General features: G+C 71.6%; 15 protein-coding genes. 8 read left to right on the top strand and 7 right to left on the bottom strand.

The window, feature by feature from the left end:
• Nucleotides 1–223 precede the first annotated feature (223 nt).
• Both AB8O64_RS32320 and AB8O64_RS32315 read left to right on the top strand, forming a co-directional pair.
• Nucleotides 224–2,134, top strand: a complete 1,911-nt coding sequence (locus AB8O64_RS32320; protein ID WP_370423139.1) for an NHL repeat-containing protein — start codon at nt 224–226, stop codon at nt 2,132–2,134.
• 199 nt (nt 2,135–2,333) lie between these two features.
• The gene (locus tag AB8O64_RS32315; RefSeq protein WP_370423138.1) at nt 2,334–3,326 is read left to right on the top strand and encodes a hypothetical protein; all 993 of its coding nucleotides are present in this window, start codon (nt 2,334–2,336) and stop codon (nt 3,324–3,326) included.
• Between the two features lie 53 nt (nt 3,327–3,379).
• On the opposite strand, the gene AB8O64_RS32310 is transcribed toward AB8O64_RS32315, so the two are convergent.
• The 3 genes from AB8O64_RS32310 to AB8O64_RS32300 form a co-directional block, all read right to left on the bottom strand.
• Nucleotides 3,380–4,696, bottom strand: coding sequence for a hypothetical protein (locus AB8O64_RS32310; protein ID WP_370423136.1), 1,317 nt, complete (start codon nt 4,694–4,696; stop codon nt 3,380–3,382).
• Between the two features lie 45 nt (nt 4,697–4,741).
• Nucleotides 4,742–5,266 carry a hypothetical protein gene (locus AB8O64_RS32305; protein ID WP_370423134.1) on the bottom strand — a complete coding sequence of 175 codons (525 nt, stop codon included), beginning with the start codon at nt 5,264–5,266 and terminating at the stop codon, nt 4,742–4,744.
• Between the two features lie 119 nt (nt 5,267–5,385).
• Nucleotides 5,386–5,718 carry a hypothetical protein gene (locus AB8O64_RS32300; protein ID WP_370423133.1) on the bottom strand — a complete coding sequence of 111 codons (333 nt, stop codon included), beginning with the start codon at nt 5,716–5,718 and terminating at the stop codon, nt 5,386–5,388.
• Between the two features lie 236 nt (nt 5,719–5,954).
• Between AB8O64_RS32300 and AB8O64_RS32295 the strand changes: the two genes are divergently transcribed.
• A complete protein-coding gene (locus AB8O64_RS32295; RefSeq protein ID WP_370423131.1) occupies nt 5,955–6,194 on the top strand; it encodes a hypothetical protein in 240 nt (79 codons plus the stop codon).
• Nucleotides 6,195–6,332: 138 nt separating this feature from the next.
• Complete coding sequence (locus AB8O64_RS32290) at nt 6,333–8,765, top strand: SpoIIE family protein phosphatase (RefSeq protein ID WP_370424040.1); 2,433 nt, start codon at nt 6,333–6,335, stop codon at nt 8,763–8,765.
• Between the two features lie 180 nt (nt 8,766–8,945).
• Here AB8O64_RS32290 and AB8O64_RS32285 read toward each other — a convergent pair whose 3' ends face one another.
• Nucleotides 8,946–9,830: a sigma-70 family RNA polymerase sigma factor gene (locus AB8O64_RS32285; RefSeq protein WP_370423130.1), complete on the bottom strand. Its 885-nt coding sequence runs from the start codon at nt 9,828–9,830 to the stop codon at nt 8,946–8,948.
• Nucleotides 9,831–9,934: 104 nt separating this feature from the next.
• Here AB8O64_RS32285 and AB8O64_RS32280 point away from each other — a divergent pair, with 104 nt between their 5' ends.
• The 3 genes from AB8O64_RS32280 (at nt 9,935) to AB8O64_RS32270 (ending at nt 11,766) form a co-directional block, all read left to right on the top strand.
• Complete coding sequence (locus AB8O64_RS32280; RefSeq protein ID WP_370423128.1) at nt 9,935–10,696, top strand: SDR family oxidoreductase; 762 nt, start codon at nt 9,935–9,937, stop codon at nt 10,694–10,696.
• Between the two features lie 53 nt (nt 10,697–10,749).
• On the top strand, nt 10,750–11,043 hold the full coding sequence (locus tag AB8O64_RS32275; protein WP_370423126.1) for a hypothetical protein: 294 nt from the start codon (nt 10,750–10,752) through the stop codon (nt 11,041–11,043).
• A gap of 333 nt (nt 11,044–11,376) precedes the next feature.
• Nucleotides 11,377–11,766, top strand: coding sequence for an SH3 domain-containing protein (locus AB8O64_RS32270; protein WP_370423125.1), 390 nt, complete (start codon nt 11,377–11,379; stop codon nt 11,764–11,766).
• Between the two features lie 94 nt (nt 11,767–11,860).
• Here the strand turns inward: AB8O64_RS32270 and AB8O64_RS32265 are convergent, their stop codons facing one another.
• The 3 genes from AB8O64_RS32265 to AB8O64_RS32255 form a co-directional block, all read right to left on the bottom strand.
• Nucleotides 11,861–12,340, bottom strand: coding sequence for an NUDIX domain-containing protein (locus AB8O64_RS32265; protein WP_370423123.1), 480 nt, complete (start codon nt 12,338–12,340; stop codon nt 11,861–11,863).
• Between the two features lie 56 nt (nt 12,341–12,396).
• Nucleotides 12,397–13,023, bottom strand: a complete 627-nt coding sequence (locus AB8O64_RS32260; protein ID WP_370423121.1) for a hypothetical protein — start codon at nt 13,021–13,023, stop codon at nt 12,397–12,399.
• Nucleotides 13,024–13,091: 68 nt separating this feature from the next.
• The gene (locus AB8O64_RS32255) at nt 13,092–13,901 is read right to left on the bottom strand and encodes a glutamate racemase (RefSeq protein ID WP_370423120.1); all 810 of its coding nucleotides are present in this window, start codon (nt 13,899–13,901) and stop codon (nt 13,092–13,094) included.
• A 193-nt stretch (nt 13,902–14,094) separates the two neighbouring features.
• On the opposite strand from AB8O64_RS32255, the gene AB8O64_RS32250 reads away from it, so the two are divergent.
• The gene (locus AB8O64_RS32250) at nt 14,095–15,264 is read left to right on the top strand and encodes a glycosyltransferase (RefSeq protein ID WP_370423118.1); all 1,170 of its coding nucleotides are present in this window, start codon (nt 14,095–14,097) and stop codon (nt 15,262–15,264) included.
• Nucleotides 15,265–15,273: the final 9 nt, after the last annotated feature.

Genomic DNA, 15,273 nt, shown 5'->3' with positions numbered 1-15,273 from the left:
ATGACCCGTCGCCCGCGTCGTCGGTAGCGGGCGCGCGGGGCGCGCGCCCGGCGGTGGCCGAATGCGGCGCGGGCCGGGCCGATGGTCTGTCGGCGCCCGCCCGGGGTGCCTACCGTGAGTCCGCGGCCGGATCCGGACGCGCGGAGCCGCCGTGAGGGCGTGTTCACCGCCCCCGACAGCCTCGTGAGACAGCACCCGCCCTCAGGGGAGAGGAGAGTCGATCATGATGGCCCTCAACGGTTCGGGCAAGGACGCCGCCCCCGCTGCGGAACGCGTCATCACCACCCTCGCGGGTACGGGCGTGGCCGGCTCCGGCGGCGACGGCGGACCCGCGGCCCACGCGGGCCTCGACCAGCCCCGGGCCGTGGCGACGGACCGCACGGGCGCCGTGTACGTGGCGGAGTGGAAGGGCCACCGGGTCCGCCGGATCTCCCCGGACGGTCGCATCACCACCATCGCCGGCACCGGAAAACCCGGCTTCGGCGGCGACGGCGGCCCGGCCGTGGAGGCCCAGCTGAACGAGCCGGGCGGCCTCGTCCTCGACGACGACGGAAACCTCTACCTCGCGGACTACTGGAATCACCGCATCCGTAGGGTCTCCCCCGACGGGATCATCACCACCGTCGCCGGGACCGGCGAGCCCGGCCACGGTGGTGACGGCGGCCCGGCCGACCGGGCGTTGTTCAACGAGCCCCGCGGGCTGGCCCTCGACGGGCGGGGAAACCTGTACGTCGCGGAGTGGAAGGGCCATCGGGTCCGGCGCATCGACCCCGACGGTGTCATCACCACCGTGGCGGGCACCGGCGAGCCCGGCTTCGGCGCCGACGGCATCCCGGCCACCACCGGCGCGCTGCGCAACCCCATCGATGTCGCGGTCGACGGCGCGGGCCATCTCTACATCGCCGACTGCTGGACCCACCGGGTCCGCAAGGTCGCCCCGGACGGTGTCATCACCACCGTCGCCGGAACCGGCCTGCCCGGCTACGACGGCGACGGCGGACCCGCGTCCGCGACCCGCCTCCACCAGCCACGCGGCGTCGACCTGGACGGCTCCGGGAATCTGTATGTGGCCGACTCCTTGAACCAGCGCGTCCGCCTCCTCACCCCCACCGGTGTCATCACGACGGTGGCGGGCGGCGCCGACCCCGACCACGACGAGGACGGCGCCCCGGCCCTGGGCGCCGAGCTGTACTTCCCGCGCGCCGTCGCCGTCGACGCACGGGGCGACATCGTCGTCGCCGAATGCGACAGCCACCGGCTCCGCAGGATCACCACCGTCACCGGGGCGGCGGCGGCCGCCGCGCTCTCCTCGCCCCTGGCGGGCCCGGGAGGGGTTTCCGTGGAGCCGGTCGCCCCGCCCACGGTCCAACGGGGTCACGAGTTCGGGCTGGGCGCGCGGATCAGGGCCCACGCCCCGACGCCCCTCGACGGGGCGGACGTCACCGTGGAGCTCGTTCTCCCGGAAGGGCTCGTCACCGCGGCGGAGGCGACCCGGGGCCCGGTCCGCCGCACCTACCCGGGCGGGCACCCGACGTCGGCGACGGGCGGTTCGCTCGACGGCGTCTTCCGGGTCAGGGCGACCGAGAACACCCGGCCCGGCCGCTACGAGGCAGCCCTGACCATCCGCCACGGCAGCGGGGCGTCCACACGCGAGACCGTCCACGCGCTGTCCGTGGTGGTGGCCGCGCCGCTCCCCGTCACCGACGAGCACGCGTTCACCGTCCTTCAGGAGAACGTGCCGCAGGTGGCCCCCGACGGGTCCGCGGCGCTCAACGTGCTGTACACCGCGCCCGCCGGGCGGCCGGTGAACCCCGGCCGGATACCCCAGCGCTTCACCGCGCCCACCGGGTTCGTCTTCGAGGGGCGCCCGCTCTTCCGGTATCCCCACGCCCCGGACGGCGCGCGCCCCAAGCGGGTGGGGTACCGCCTGGAGAACAGCGGCAGGACGCTCGTCGTGCTCGCCAACCCGCACCTGAACACGGTCAGCGCCGACTGCGGCGGCCTGGTGTGCACCCTTTCGCTCCGGGCACTGCCGTCCGCAGCGCCCGGCCACTACACCGACGGCGCGGCGGCGATCGGCGGCCTCGCCCCCGTACCGCTCCTCGCGACGGTCCTCGCGCCCGACGCTCCCTGACGGGGTGCTGGTCCTTGCTGTCGGGTGGTCACCTAATGGCCGACGTTTCCCCGGCCCCGTTCGCCTGTCGCCCACACCCGGAACATGATGAAAGGGGGCCCTCGAAGACGGTGTGCGACAGGCCGACAGGAGAGTTCCCTTGCCCCCCAACCCAGCTGTACGAGCGTCGTCGCCCCGGAGAGTACTGAGGCGGCGCGCGGTGCTGATTCCCGTGGTCTCGATCGCGACCCTCACCGCCGTCGCTCCCCCGGCCGGTGCCGATCCGGACACCGGGGTTCCTCCCATGCCGGTGGCGCGAGCCTACCAGGGGACGACACCGCTGGATTCCCCGCGCGAAGTCACCCGGGCCTGTGCGCTGGCCGGCTGCAGATTCCAGCTCCAGCAGGAGGACAACCGCGAGTACCTCACCGCCGTGTCCTCGGTGGGCAACGCGGTCATCAACTGCACGAACTCCGACATCCTCATCGACCGCACGCTCGCGCTCGAGACGAGCAGCACCGACAACGTCGGCGGTGAGATCTCGGGGTCCACCACCGCCGAGGGCACCATCAGCACGACCGGGCAGATCACCTTCGACGCCACCAAGGAGGTGAGCACCGACTCCACGAAGGATCAGACCTCCGACCAGAGCCACGCCCAGTGGGGTGCGCAGAAGGACAAGGGCCCCACGACGGAGGACGTCACCAAGACCGGCACCAAGGACAGCAATCATGTGGGGACGAAGGACACCGCCAAGATCGGCACGATGAACAACCTCGTGCTCGGCGCCAAGGCCGCCTTCCAACTGGCTTTCAAGGCCACGTTCAGTCACGGCTGGACCGCGAAGCAGACCGAGACCACCCGGCATCAGATGACGGTCAAGTCCGGTGACATCGTGGTCTTCGGGGTGCAGAACGCGATGGTCCGGGTGCAGGGCGTCCTCAGCGCGGACAAGAAGAAGATGAACGTCAAGGACGTCACGGTCGACAGTCCGTCGACGGTGAATTCCAGCCTCCTCAACGCGCAGTCCTTCACCATGCCCAACAAGTGCCTGACGCTGCGGCCGAAGGGACGGGCGGCGCACGCGGGGCCGATGGAGGCCAGGCCGGCGGAGGTCGCGGGGTTGTACGAGATCGCCGCACCGCCCCCGTGGGTGAGGCCCACGTCCACGGTGGTCGTGCCTGCTCTCAGCAGGAAGGTGACCACTCGCTGAACGAAACGGTGCCCAGCCGCCCGCGTACGGGCAGCCGGGCACCGTTTCGTTGCTCAGCGGTTGTCGGGGGTGATCGCCGTGGGGCGCGTCTTGTCGCATTTCAGCAGCTCGACGGGGTTCAACGGCCCGGACCGCTGGTACAGCCGGTCGGGACGGCCCGTCGACGGGCCGTCGAAGGTGGCGAACAGACGCTTGCGTTCCTTCTCCACATTGCTGTTCGAGGTGGTGTCGACGATCTCCGTGAACATGCCCTCGAATCTCTCCCGGGCGGCCTGCAGTTCGAGCCAGGTCACCTCACCGGGCTGGATGGACAGGGTGATCTGCCGTTTCCGATCGTCGTTCCCCCAGGAATACGGGTACTTGGCGTACTCCTCGAAGCCCGTCGCGATCAGGGGCAGCATCTCCTTGTAGTCCTTCACCAGCTGGTAGCCCGTCGGCTTGTTCTGTCCGAGGCTGTTGTACTCGCTCGCCCTGATCACGATGTCCCGGCGGTCCGTGATCGCGTTCCTCGTGCAGTTGATGGCCGCCTCGTCGACGGTCCGTGCCACGTCGAAGTAGGGATGCGCGGACCACGGGTACACCTCGAAGGTGCACTTCCTGGCCCCCTCCGTGCAGGTCGACACCGCGCTCGCGAGGTCCTTCTCCCGGTTGTTGCCCTTGTACGCCCTGGCCGGCGGCAGCGCGGTCTTGGACACCCCGGCGTCGTAGGAGGCGGGATCCTGTGAGGCGCGCACATGGGCCAGCATGGGCCCGCAGAAGTAGCTCTCCGAGTCCTCGGTCGTGGAGGTGAACGTGATGCGTTGCTGGTCCTCCGTTGCCGTGAACGTCCTGGAACGCTTCGCGGAATCCCAGTTCGCTTCCCCCAGTCGGGACAACTCCTTTGTACTGAAGGCCTGTTTCTGATCGCCGCGCGGGCCCCAGGAGAACTCATAGGTCTGCTCCCTGCCGACCTGGTCGTCGGCACATCTCTCGCTGGACCATCCGTCCCGCTTGTAGTAGGTACTGGGGCTGTCCTCCCATGCGATCTGCACCTGCGCTCCCTTGCGGACCTCCCACAGGCGCGTCGAGATGCTTCGTACCTCACGCCCTCGGTGCAGATTGGCGGCCTGGCGTCCGTCGTCCCGGCCGGCGGCCGCCGCCGAGACCGTCCCTCCCCCGTCGACGCCGGCCGCGCCGACCTCCTTGGGCTCCCCGCCGTCCCAGCCGAACGGGGTCTCCCCGTCCCATTTCAGCTCGCCCGGTGTGTCGGCCACCCGCGGTCGCGCGAAGGTCCCGTTCATCACGTCCACCGGCACTTCGAGGTCCGCGTACGCCGGCTGCGCCGCCATGGGAAGGGTGAGCGCCAGCGCCCCGCCGAGGATGGTCGTCATACGGTTCCTTGCACACCGTCCGGTCACGGCGTCTCCTTTTGAGGTCTACGGGCTCGGTTCGCACCCCGTCGGGAGAAAGACATAGTGGTCCTTCTTGAACGGCGGCAGACCGGACAGCGGGGTGGAGCAGGCGTCGTCGACCGCCCGCGCCGGGTCGGCCTCCCGTTGCCGGTCGTTGAATTGACCGACCTTCGCCTCCTGGCCGTCGATGAGGTCCTTCTCGCGTTTCCCGTCGGTCGCCACCTCGTCGAGACAGGAATTGTCCGTGGTGATCTTGGGCTTGCAACGCTGCATCTCGGACTGGTTGTCCGTGATGCCCCCGCACGCCTGCGGCTTCTGTGAACCCTCAGGGGTGTTGCAGGGGTCCTTCTCCTGTGCCCCGCCGCACGCGGTGCCGGGCTTGTCGCCCGCGCAGGGGTCGGCGTCCGGCGGATCGTCCCGGTAGGCGTTCGCCACCGCGACGACGACTTCCTGATCCGCGTAGGCCATCTGCGCCCCGAGGGGAAGTGAGAGCGCCAGCGCCACGCCGAGGACCGCGGCGACCCGGCCCTTCCTCTGCCGTTCCGACACAGGGTCTCCTTTTCCTCGGATGACCTTCATCATCAACTGAGGGGCGGGAACCGGCGAACGGACACCCTGGGTATTGCCGCCGTTCGGGAAGAGCCGTCAAAAAGAAGCTCCGCGCGCGTCTACTCACGGCTGAAGAGCACGCTGCTGAATTCGTAGTCGCTCTTCCCCAGGGTTTCTCCCGGCGCGACCTTCTCCACCTCGTCCCCCTGACAGGACCGGCCGTTCAGGAGGCGGGCGTGGCTGCCGGTCTTGTTCGTCACGGGGACCCGGGACCGGAAGACCGTGAAGCAGGTGCCGTCCTTCGGGTCCTCGATCGTCTTCAGGGTGTCGTTCGTGCCGTCGAACCGGTGATAGGTGAATTCACCGGTAGCGGCCCGGGAGCCGAGCGGAAGGGAAACGGTGAGCACCCCGGCGGCGATCAGCGCGCCGAGGGCACGCGTCATCAGGCGCACAAGCTTTTTCTCCTTTTGCGGAGCGAGAGGGTGATACGGGCGGTGATCACGCGGCCGCGTCCACGACGGTCCTGATCAGTTACTCGTCGTTCCACGCGCCCTGGCGTTTGAAACGCCGAGCACTGTCGCCGGTCCCACCCCCGAGCAGATATATGCGGCTGGTGGGTTTCCGACGGGTGTGGGCGGTAACGCGCACCACAGGCTCACCCTCCGAGAACTCTCTGAAGGAGCCCCACATGCTTGCAGTCGCCCTCCTCCTTCCCCCGCTCCTGCTCTGCGGGGTGCTCGCCCTGGGGCGCTACGAGGAGCGTCTGCTGCGCGGGCCTGCCCCGCAGCCCCACGCGCCGGCCGGACGCCATCTGCGGGCCGTGCCCGACCTCCCCTCCCCCGAGCCGACCGCGCTGCCCGCGCCGCCGCCCGAAGAGACACAGGCCGACCGCCGCACCGCCGCGGGCCGGGGCCGGCACGCCGCCTGAGCCCGCCCAGGGGGCCGGGCGGGCTCCTCGCCGGGCGGTATGTGAGAAGCGCCGAGCTCGGACACCCGTCACTGTGGAAGAAGCACACCCGGCTGGAGCCGACGGTCACGGAAGGAGGGCGGTGTGACGGGCGAGGCGATGAGGCTGTTCAGCGAGAGCCCGGAGGATCCGTTCTCGATCGACCAGGCGGCCTCCGCGGTAGTGGACCACCGGGGAACGGTCGTGGGCTGGGGACGGCGCGCCGAGGCGCTGCTGGGCCACCGGGCCGAGGAGGTCCTGGGCCGCCCCGCGATCGAGGTGCTGGTGGACCCCGGCGACCGGGACCGTGTCACGGAGGCGGCAGCGGCGTGCCTGCGGGCCCAGGGCTGGTTCGGCGTCGTGCCCGTGCTCCATCGCGACGGCCACCGGGTGCGGATGGGAGTCCGCGTCCGCTGTGTCACCCGGGAGGAGCCGTCCGCCGAGTGGTTCCTGGTCGGCGCGCCCGCCGAGGACGTGGTCCAGTGGGAAACCGACCGGGCGGTCCTGGAAGCGCTTTTCCGGCGTTCCCCCATCGGCCTCGCCGTCCACGCCCCGGACCTGCGGATTCTACGGGTCAACCGGGCCATAGCCGGAATCGGCGGCATCCCGCCCGAAGAGACCCGGGGACACCGCATCGGCGACTTCCTGGTGGCCGAGGACGCGGAGACGATCGACGCCCGGCTGCGGCAGGTCCTCGAGACCGGCCACCCGATGATCTTCACCGAACAGTCCTGCCGGCTGCTCACCGCCCCCTGCCGGGAGCGGTTCGTCTCCGTTTCGGCGTTCCGGCTGGAGGATTCCACGGGAGAGGTCCTGGGCGTCACCCAACTGGTGGAAGACGTCACCGAAGGACACCGCGCCAGGCTCCGGCTCGCCCTGATCAACGAAGCCGGCGCCCGTATCGGCACCACCTTGGACGTGGGCACGACCGCCCGTGAGCTGGTCGAGGTCCTCGTCCCCGAACTGGCCGACTGCGCCACCGTCGACCTCCTCGAACCCGTGAGCCACGGCGAGGAACCGTCCCAGGACGGCTTCGGGCCGGTCCGCAGGGAAGCCGCCAAGTCGGTCGTCGCCCATGCGGAGAAGGTCCTGAATCCGGTGGGCGGCCTCATCCGCTTCGCGCCGGACACGCCACAGGGCAGGTGTCTGGCCGAGAAGCGTCCCATCCTGGTGGCCCATGTGGAGGGCGGCCTCGGCATGTCCGCCGTGGCCCAGGAACGCGCCGCGGGCGCCGCGGCCCTCGGCGTCCACTCGGTCATGATGGTGCCCTTGGCCGCCCGGGGCCTCGTCCTCGGCTTCGTGACCCTGTGGCGGGCCCACAACCCCGAACCGTTCGAGAGCGACGACCTCACCCTCGCCGACGAGTTCGCCGCCCGTGCCGCCGTCTGCATCGACAACGCCCGCCGCTACACCCGGCAGCACCAGGCCGCGCTGTCCCTGCAATGCCGCCTGCTCCCGGGCGAACTGCCCGAACTGTCGGCCGTCGACGTGGCGCACCAGTACATCCCCGCGGGCGCCGTGGAGGGTGTCGGCGGTGACTGGTTCGATGTCATCCCGCTCTCCGGGGCCCGTGTCGCCCTCGTCGTCGGTGATGTCATCGGGCACGGTCTCGACGCGGCGGCCACCATGGGCCGGCTGCGCACCGCCGTGCACACCCTGGCCGAACTCGACCTCGACCCCGAGGAGGTCCTTTCCCACCTGGACGACCTCGTGCACCGGCTGGCCGCCGAACAGGAGGTCAACAGCCGGGACTTCCCCAACGACCAGGTGACCGGGGCCAGCTGTCTGTACGCCGTCTACGACCCGGTGTCGGGGCGCTGCTCCCTGGCGCGCGCCGGTCACCCGCCGCCCGCGCTCGTCACCCCGGAGGGGCAGGTGAGCTTCCCCGACCTCCCCGCCGGGCCGCCCCTCGGCCTGGGCGGTCTGCCGTTCGAGGGCACGGAACTCGAACTGCCGGAGGGAAGCGTCCTCGCCCTCTACACCAACGGGCTGATCCATACGCGCGGAGCCGACATCGACGCCGCGCTGGCCCGTCTGTCGCAGGAACTGTCCGGCTCCGCCCGGTCCGTGGAGGAGATGTCCAGGGCCGTCGTGGAAGCGCTGCTGCCCGCCCAGCCCACCGACGACGTGGCCCTGCTCCTCGCCCGGACGCGCGTCCTGCCGGCGGACCGGGTCGCCACCTGGACACTGCCCGCCGAGGCACAGGCCGCCGGACAGGCCCGCGCCCTGATGACCGAGCAGTTGAGCGTCTGGCAGCTCGACGACATGGTCTTCGCGACCGAACTGATCGTCAGCGAACTGGTCACCAATGCCTACCGCTACGGCGGCGGACCGGTGACCCTGCGACTGATTCTCGGCCCCTGCCTCATCTGCGAGGTCTCCGACACCAGCAGCACCGCCCCCCATCTGCGTCGCGCCCGGAGCACCGACGAGGGCGGCCGTGGCCTGTTCCTGGTCGCCCAGCTCACCGAGCGGTGGGGCACCCGCTACGGACGCGAGGGGAAGACCGTCTGGACCGAGCAGTCCCTGCCCCCCACGTCGACACCGGACTAGAGGGCGCGGGCCGGGCGCGAGCCGGGGACTTCCGGCACCCGTGGGCAGGAAGCTGTGGACGGCGAAGCCGCAGGCGGTGTCGCACATGGTCGCCGCGATTCCGCCGTGCACGATGCCGTTGGCTGCGCGGAGGGTGGCGGCGGTGGACACGCGTGGTCCACCGCCGCTTCCCGCGGTGTGTCAGGCGTCGAGAACGGCGATCTCGAGTCGGCGGAGCCGCTCCGGCTCCGCGATCACGTCGATTTCGGTGATCCTGTCCTCCGTGATCGTGAAGCGGAGCACCAGCGACAGCCGTCCGAGCGGGGCCATCGCGAGTGCGACCGCTCCGTCGACCAGCGCCGTGCCGGTGAACCGGGCCCGGCCCATGGCGGCCATCGCGCCCTTGGCGACCGTGCGGCCGCCTTCGATGACGATGGGTTCGGGGGTGGGAACGACCGCCTTGTCGGCACGGAGCACCACACCGGGGTGGAGCAGGCCGACCAGAGCGTCGAAGTCCCCGCCGCGGGTGGCGGCCAGGAAGGCGTCGACGACGCGACGCTGACGGGCCAGGTCGGCGGCGGGCGCCAGGGTGCTCCCCTTGACCCGGCGACGTGCGCGGCTCGCGAGTTGCCTCGTCGCGGCCGACGTCTTCTCGATCATCGGGGCGATCTCGTCGAACGGCACCGCGAACATGTCGTGCAGCACGAAGGCGAGGCGCTCGGCCGGCGTCAGCGTGTCGAGCACCACCAGCAGTGCCGGCCCGATCGAGTCGGCCATCAGCGCTTCCCGCTCGGGGTCGCCCCCGTCCTCGGGGCCGATGACCGGGTCCGACGGCGCTATGTCGAGAGGGGTTTCGCGCCGGTGCTCGCGCGAGCGCAGCATGTTCAGGCATACGCGCGCCACCACCGTGGTCAACCACCCACCGAGGTTCTCGACCTTGCCGGTGTCGGCGCGAGTGGCTCGCAGCCAGGCGTCCTGGACGGCGTCATCGGCCTCGCTGAGGGAGCCGAGCATGCGGTAGGCCACCGCTCTCAGACGAGGCCGGTGCTCCTCGAAACGGTCGGTCAGCCAATCGCGTTCGTCCACCGTGTCACATTCCTTCGTCGCCGGGGGTCATGTCAGCAGATACACAAAAGCCCGCTGAAGGTACCGGGACACCGACTTCCGGACCGAACGAATTTGGAGCAGTCATGACGTCATCGATCCTGGTCACCGGTGGTACGGGCACGCTGGGCGGCCATGTCGTCCCCCTCCTGCGGGACGCCGGCCGCACGGTGCGGGTACTCAGCCGGCACGGCCGGGAGCCGGAGGACGGCGTCGAGTACGTGACCGGCGACCTGCTCAAGGACGAGGGCATCGAGGCCGCGGTGGAGGGGGCCGAGATCGTCCTGCACCTCGCGGGTGGCCCCAAGGGCGACGACGAGGCGACCTCGAACCTGGTGCGGGCGGCGTCGCAAACCGGTGTGAAGCACATGGTGTACATCTCAGTGATCGGCGCGGACACGATGCCGCTGGGCTACTTCAGGGCCAAGCTGGGCGCCGAGCGGGCCGTTGCCGACTCCGGCATCCCCTGGACGACGCTGCGTGCCGCGCAGTTCCACGACCTCGTTCTGACCGTGGTGGAGAAGATGGGGAAGATGCCGGTGGTGCCCTGCCCGGGCGGGCTGCGCTTCCAGCCGGTCGACTCGCGTGAAGTGGCGGCCCGGCTCGTGGAGCTGACGCTCGGCGAGCCGTCCGGTCCGGTGCCCGATCTGGCCGGGCCGACGGTGTACGGCATGGCCGAGCTGGCCCGCGGATACCTGCGGGCGCGCGGCAGGAGCCGGCTGATGATGCCGATGCGGATGCCCGGCAAGGTCGGCCGCGCGTACCGGGACGGTAAGAACCTGTCGTTCGACGGCGCCACGGTGGGCGAGCGGACCTGGGAGGACTTCCTGGCCGAGCAGCTGGGCTAGGGCAGCCACTGCCTCCGAGGGGATTGCTGTCCGTTTCACAGGGGGGCAGCGCCATGGAGCGCTATGACAGCGAGTTTCACAGCGGTTTCACCCGCTGGATCGAACAGCGCATCGCCCCCGAGGACCGGGACGACCACATCGAGGTCTTCGGCGTCCTCGCCCGTGTGTACGGCCTCACAGCAGACGTGGCCGATGTCGTCGCGGCCATGACCGGCACCACCGTCGGCGATGTCGTAGCGGCCTACAAGGCCGACAACACCGAGTGGGCCCGGACGCAGGCGGTGTTCGACCGCCCCGACCTGGTCGCGCTCGAGGCACACCTCGACACGATCGCCCGTCGGCACTGACGCCGTCGGCGGTCGTTCAGAGCATGTCTCGGGGTGCCGTCCGGGCCCCCGGCCACGCACAGCTTCCGGGGGCCGTCGGCCGTCGTGCCCGCGGGATTCCGGCCAAGGCAGACACTGTTCGCACAGCGGCCCCTCACAGCCACGAAGGTGCTGGCCGCAGCCGCTGTGGATGCGCCCGAAGCGCCTGATACGCACGGTAGTTGTCCCTGGTGAGTGCCCGTAGCACCTTTCGGTCAGATGTGCCGTGCACCCGGTTCTCCCGGGCCTTCGTGTCGCATCCTCGGAGCCATCACGGCAGCCGCACCGGCTGCCCGTCGAGCAAAGGGGCGACCCATGGGCACCATCAGAACGAAGGCACGGCTTCTCACCGCGGCCGTGGTCCCGCTGCTGGCCGCGTCGGCGGCGCTCGCCGTCTCCGCGCCGCCGGCCGGCGCCGCACCCACCGGGGCCGACGCGTGCACCCACCCGGCCTGGTCCAACAAGTCCGGCGGCAAGGGCACCGCCGCCGGCAGCAGCGCCCTGATACGCACCGGGCCCAGCGAGGACTGCTCCGTGACCGCCGAGGTCGGCACCGCGGTGACGCTCTACTACCACTGCTGGGTGACCAACTCGGCCGGCAACAAGTGGACCCACGTCCGCATCGGAGGGACCCAGGTCAACGGCTGGGTCTACAACGCCCGCCTGGACGACGGCGGCTCCAAGGACCCCAGCAACAGGTGCTGACCGGGTCACCGTGACGCATGCGGGTGGGGCCGGCGGTCACCGCCGGCCCCACCCGCTCGCTCTCCGGGGCACGGGCACCGGCCCGCCGCCCGCCTCAGCCCTGGCCGATCCCCTCGAACCAGGTGGGCCCGCCCTGCGTCGCCTGCTTGATCCGCGACACCGCGAAGTCCTCCATGGGCGGCAGGGCGTCCGGCTCGAACCACCCCACCTCCAGCGACTCGTCGTCGTTCACCCGCGCTTCGCCGCTCACGTAGCGGCAGAGGAAGCAGATGTCCATGAACTGGCAGACGTCGCCGTTCGGGTAGGTGATCCGCTCCAGCGCCTGTACGAGCAGGACCCGCTCCGGTACGACGTGGACCGCCGTCTCCTCGTACACCTCGCGGACCACCGCGGCGGCGGGCTGCTCGCCGGGCTCGGGGATGCCGCCGATGATCGACCACTCACCGCTGTCGGAACGCCGGCCGAGCAGGACGCGACCCGCGTCGTCGAGGACGATGGTGCTCACGCCGGGCATCCAGAGCAGCTGGTGGCCTGCCGTGGCACGGATTTCTCGGATGAAGTCGGGGGTCGCCATGCGTCGAGGGTAGTGGGCGCGATGAGCGCCGGAGCACCCGCGCCCGCCGGAGTGACTCAGGCAGAGGCTTTGCGGCCGGCGTCGAGGCCCAGCCGGGCCCGGATCACCCGCACGGCGGCTTCGGCGTCGTCCACCGTGACGGTGAACGTACGACCGTCACCCAGGCGGAGCACGAAGCCCTCCCCTCGCCGCACGACGACGGCGGTGCCCTTCTCCGGGCGCCAGCGGTAGCCCCAGCCGCCCCATTGGCGGGGGGTGACGCGGGGGGCGAAATCCGCGCCGACGACAAGGGAGAGAGGAATGCGGGTGCGCGGGACCCCGATGTGGCCGCAGCGCACTTCCAGGGATTCCGTGTCGACCCGTACCGCCACATGGACGAAGGCGATGGTCCCGTAGAGCATCAGCAGCCCGGCGGCGACGCAGCCGACCACCGCCATCACCAGGGGGGCGAGACCGGACGTCCACGCGCTGTCGACGGCCAGCTCGATGCCCAGCGCCAGACAGGCGGCACCGGCGACGGCCATCAGCCATTGGACGCGGTTGGTCGCCCGCCCGGTCCAGACGGCGATATCGGTGCCGCCGTCGGTCTCCGGGGTGAGGAGCGGGATCCCGCCCGGCTGCTTGTCGTCCTCGGGGCTCGATGAGCTCCCCTGACCCTGTGGGCCCTCGGAGTGGTCCCTCATACGTGGCAGCCTACTCACGTTCCGCCACCGCGGCAGGGGTCATGCGCGGACGGGACGTGATCGGTTGTTCAGGGGCGCACGGGACGACGCACGGAACCGGCCGTCGTCAGCGACCGCCCCTCCGGGTAGGTCAGCGACGCGGGCTCCAGCGCCCCCTCGCGGCCGCTGAGCAGCACGGTCAGCTCGCCCGTCGGCGCGGCCTCAGGGGCGGGCGAGGCTCCGATGCGGCGCAGCGCCTGGGTGGCGACGGCCACGGCGGAGCCGTACAGGGTGAGGGGCGGAGCGCCGAGCGCCGACGCGGGCCGGACGGCCGCGCGAATACGCTCGGCGACGAGCTCGTAATGGGTGCAGCCCAGGACGACGGCTCTTACCTCACGGGGTGTGCGGGCGGCGGCCGCCGCGATCGCGGCGTCGACGGCCTCCATGTCGGCCCGCTGTACGGCGTCCGCGAGCCCCGGGCAGGGCACCTCGGTCACCTCGACGTCCGACGCGAAGTCGCGGATCAGACCGCGCTGGTAGGGGCTGCCCGTGGTGGCCGGGGTGGCCCAGATGGCGACCGGACCGCCGCCCACCGCGGCGGGCTTGATCGCGGGCACGGTCCCGATGACCGGCAGCTCGGGCTCCAGTTCGGCCCGTATCGCGACGAGGGCGTGCACGGAGGCGGTGTTGCAGGCGACGATGAGCGCGTCGGGACGGTGGGCCGCGGCGGCGCGGGCGCAGGCCAGGGCGTGCTCGATGACGTCCTCGGGGGTCCGCGGTCCCCACGGCATGCCGTCGGGGTCGGAGGACAGGACGAGATCGGCGTCGGGCCGCAGCCGGTGCACGGCGGCGGCCGCCGCGAGTAGGCCGTTACCGGAGTCCATGAGCGCGATCTTCACCCGGTCACTTTAATCGATGCGGTCCGGCGCGCTTGCGGGACCGTACGTCCGGGGCCGCGGCGCCCGGCGGGCGAGGACACCGCCGCGCAGCGCAGGTGCACACCAGGGGCCCGTCGTCCCGTGCCGGGGACACGGCCGCCCGGGATTCGCCGGGTGCCCGCGCGGGCGGGGGCGGTGCGGCAGACTGCGGCGGATGAACGCGCTGACTTGGATCTCCGTCGGTTCCCTGGCCGCGTGGGTGTGGCTGCTGCTGGGACAGGGCTTCTTCTGGCGCACGGACATCAGGCTGCCGGAGCGCACGCCGCCGGAGCGGTGGCCGTCGGTCGCGATCGTGGTGCCGGCCCGGGACGAGGCCGAGGTGCTTCCGGCGAGCCTGCCGTCGCTGCTCGCGCAGGACTATCCGGGGCGGGCCGAGATCTTCCTCGTCGACGACGGCAGTACGGACGGCACGGGCGAGGTGGCCCGCGCCCTGGCGGCCGCGCGCGGCGGACTGCCGCTGACGGTGGACTCCCCCGGGGAGCCCGGGCCGGGCTGGACCGGCAAGCTGTGGGCGGTTCGGCACGGCATGGCGCTCGCCCGCTCCCGCACCGACGCCGAGTACCTGCTGCTGACCGACGCGGACATCGCGCACGCGCCGGACAGCCTTCGGGAGTTGGTCGCGGCGGCCCACTCGGGCGGGCTGGACCTGGTGTCGCAGATGGCGCGACTGCGGGTGGCGGCCTTCTGGGAGCGGCTGATCGTTCCGGCGTTCGTGTACTTCTTCGCGCAGCTTTTCCCCTTCCGCTGGGTCAACCGTCCGGGGGCGCGGACGGCGGCGGCCGCGGGCGGGTGCGTGCTCCTGCGGACCGAGGCGGCCCTGCGGGCGGGCGTGCCGGACTCCATCCGGCAGGCGGTGATCGACGATGTGTCCCTGGCACGAGCGGTCCAGCGGTCGGGGGGCCGGATCTGGCTGGGGCTCGCGGACCGGGTGGACAGTGTCCGTCCGTACGAGGGCCTCGGCGGGCTGTGGCGGATGGTGGCGCGCAGCGCGTACGCCCAGCTGCGCCACCAGCCCCTGGTGCTGGCGGGCACGGTCGTGGGACTGGCGGTGGTGTACCTCGCCCCGCCGGTGGCACTGGTGGCGGGCGCGCTGACCGGCGAGGCCGTGCCGCTGGTGGCCGGTGCGGCGGCGTGGGCGGTGATGACGGCGACGTACGTACCGATGCTGCGCTACTACCGCCGGCCGTTGTGGTCGGCGGTGCTGCTGCCGTTCACCGCGGTGCTGTACACGCTGATGACCGTGGACTCGGCGGTGCGGCACTACCGGGGCCGGGGCGCGGCCTGGAAGGGGCGGACGTACGCCCGCCCCGAGGCCGCGCCCTGAGCCGCCGGA

It is taken from the genome of Streptomyces sp. QH1-20 (assembly GCF_041283565.1).
In the GTDB taxonomy this organism is placed as follows: domain Bacteria; phylum Actinomycetota; class Actinomycetes; order Streptomycetales; family Streptomycetaceae; genus Streptomyces; species Streptomyces syringius.
Note: the sequence above shows the minus strand (reverse complement) of the source record. Positions and strands in the feature narration are given on the sequence as shown.

Coding starts and splice junctions, on each gene's coding strand:
- AB8O64_RS32320 (WP_370423139.1), top strand. CDS start 224: ATGATGGCCCTCAACGGTTCGGGCAAGGACGCCGCCCCCGCTGCGGAA.
- AB8O64_RS32310 (WP_370423136.1), bottom strand. CDS start 4,696: ATGACGACCATCCTCGGCGGGGCGCTGGCGCTCACCCTTCCCATGGCG.
- AB8O64_RS32295 (WP_370423131.1), top strand. CDS start 5,955: ATGCTTGCAGTCGCCCTCCTCCTTCCCCCGCTCCTGCTCTGCGGGGTG.
- AB8O64_RS32290 (WP_370424040.1), top strand. CDS start 6,333: ATGAGGCTGTTCAGCGAGAGCCCGGAGGATCCGTTCTCGATCGACCAG.
- AB8O64_RS32280 (WP_370423128.1), top strand. CDS start 9,935: ATGACGTCATCGATCCTGGTCACCGGTGGTACGGGCACGCTGGGCGGC.
- AB8O64_RS32275 (WP_370423126.1), top strand. CDS start 10,750: ATGGAGCGCTATGACAGCGAGTTTCACAGCGGTTTCACCCGCTGGATC.
- AB8O64_RS32270 (WP_370423125.1), top strand. CDS start 11,377: ATGGGCACCATCAGAACGAAGGCACGGCTTCTCACCGCGGCCGTGGTC.
- AB8O64_RS32265 (WP_370423123.1), bottom strand. CDS start 12,340: ATGGCGACCCCCGACTTCATCCGAGAAATCCGTGCCACGGCAGGCCAC.
- AB8O64_RS32260 (WP_370423121.1), bottom strand. CDS start 13,023: ATGAGGGACCACTCCGAGGGCCCACAGGGTCAGGGGAGCTCATCGAGC.
- AB8O64_RS32250 (WP_370423118.1), top strand. CDS start 14,095: ATGAACGCGCTGACTTGGATCTCCGTCGGTTCCCTGGCCGCGTGGGTG.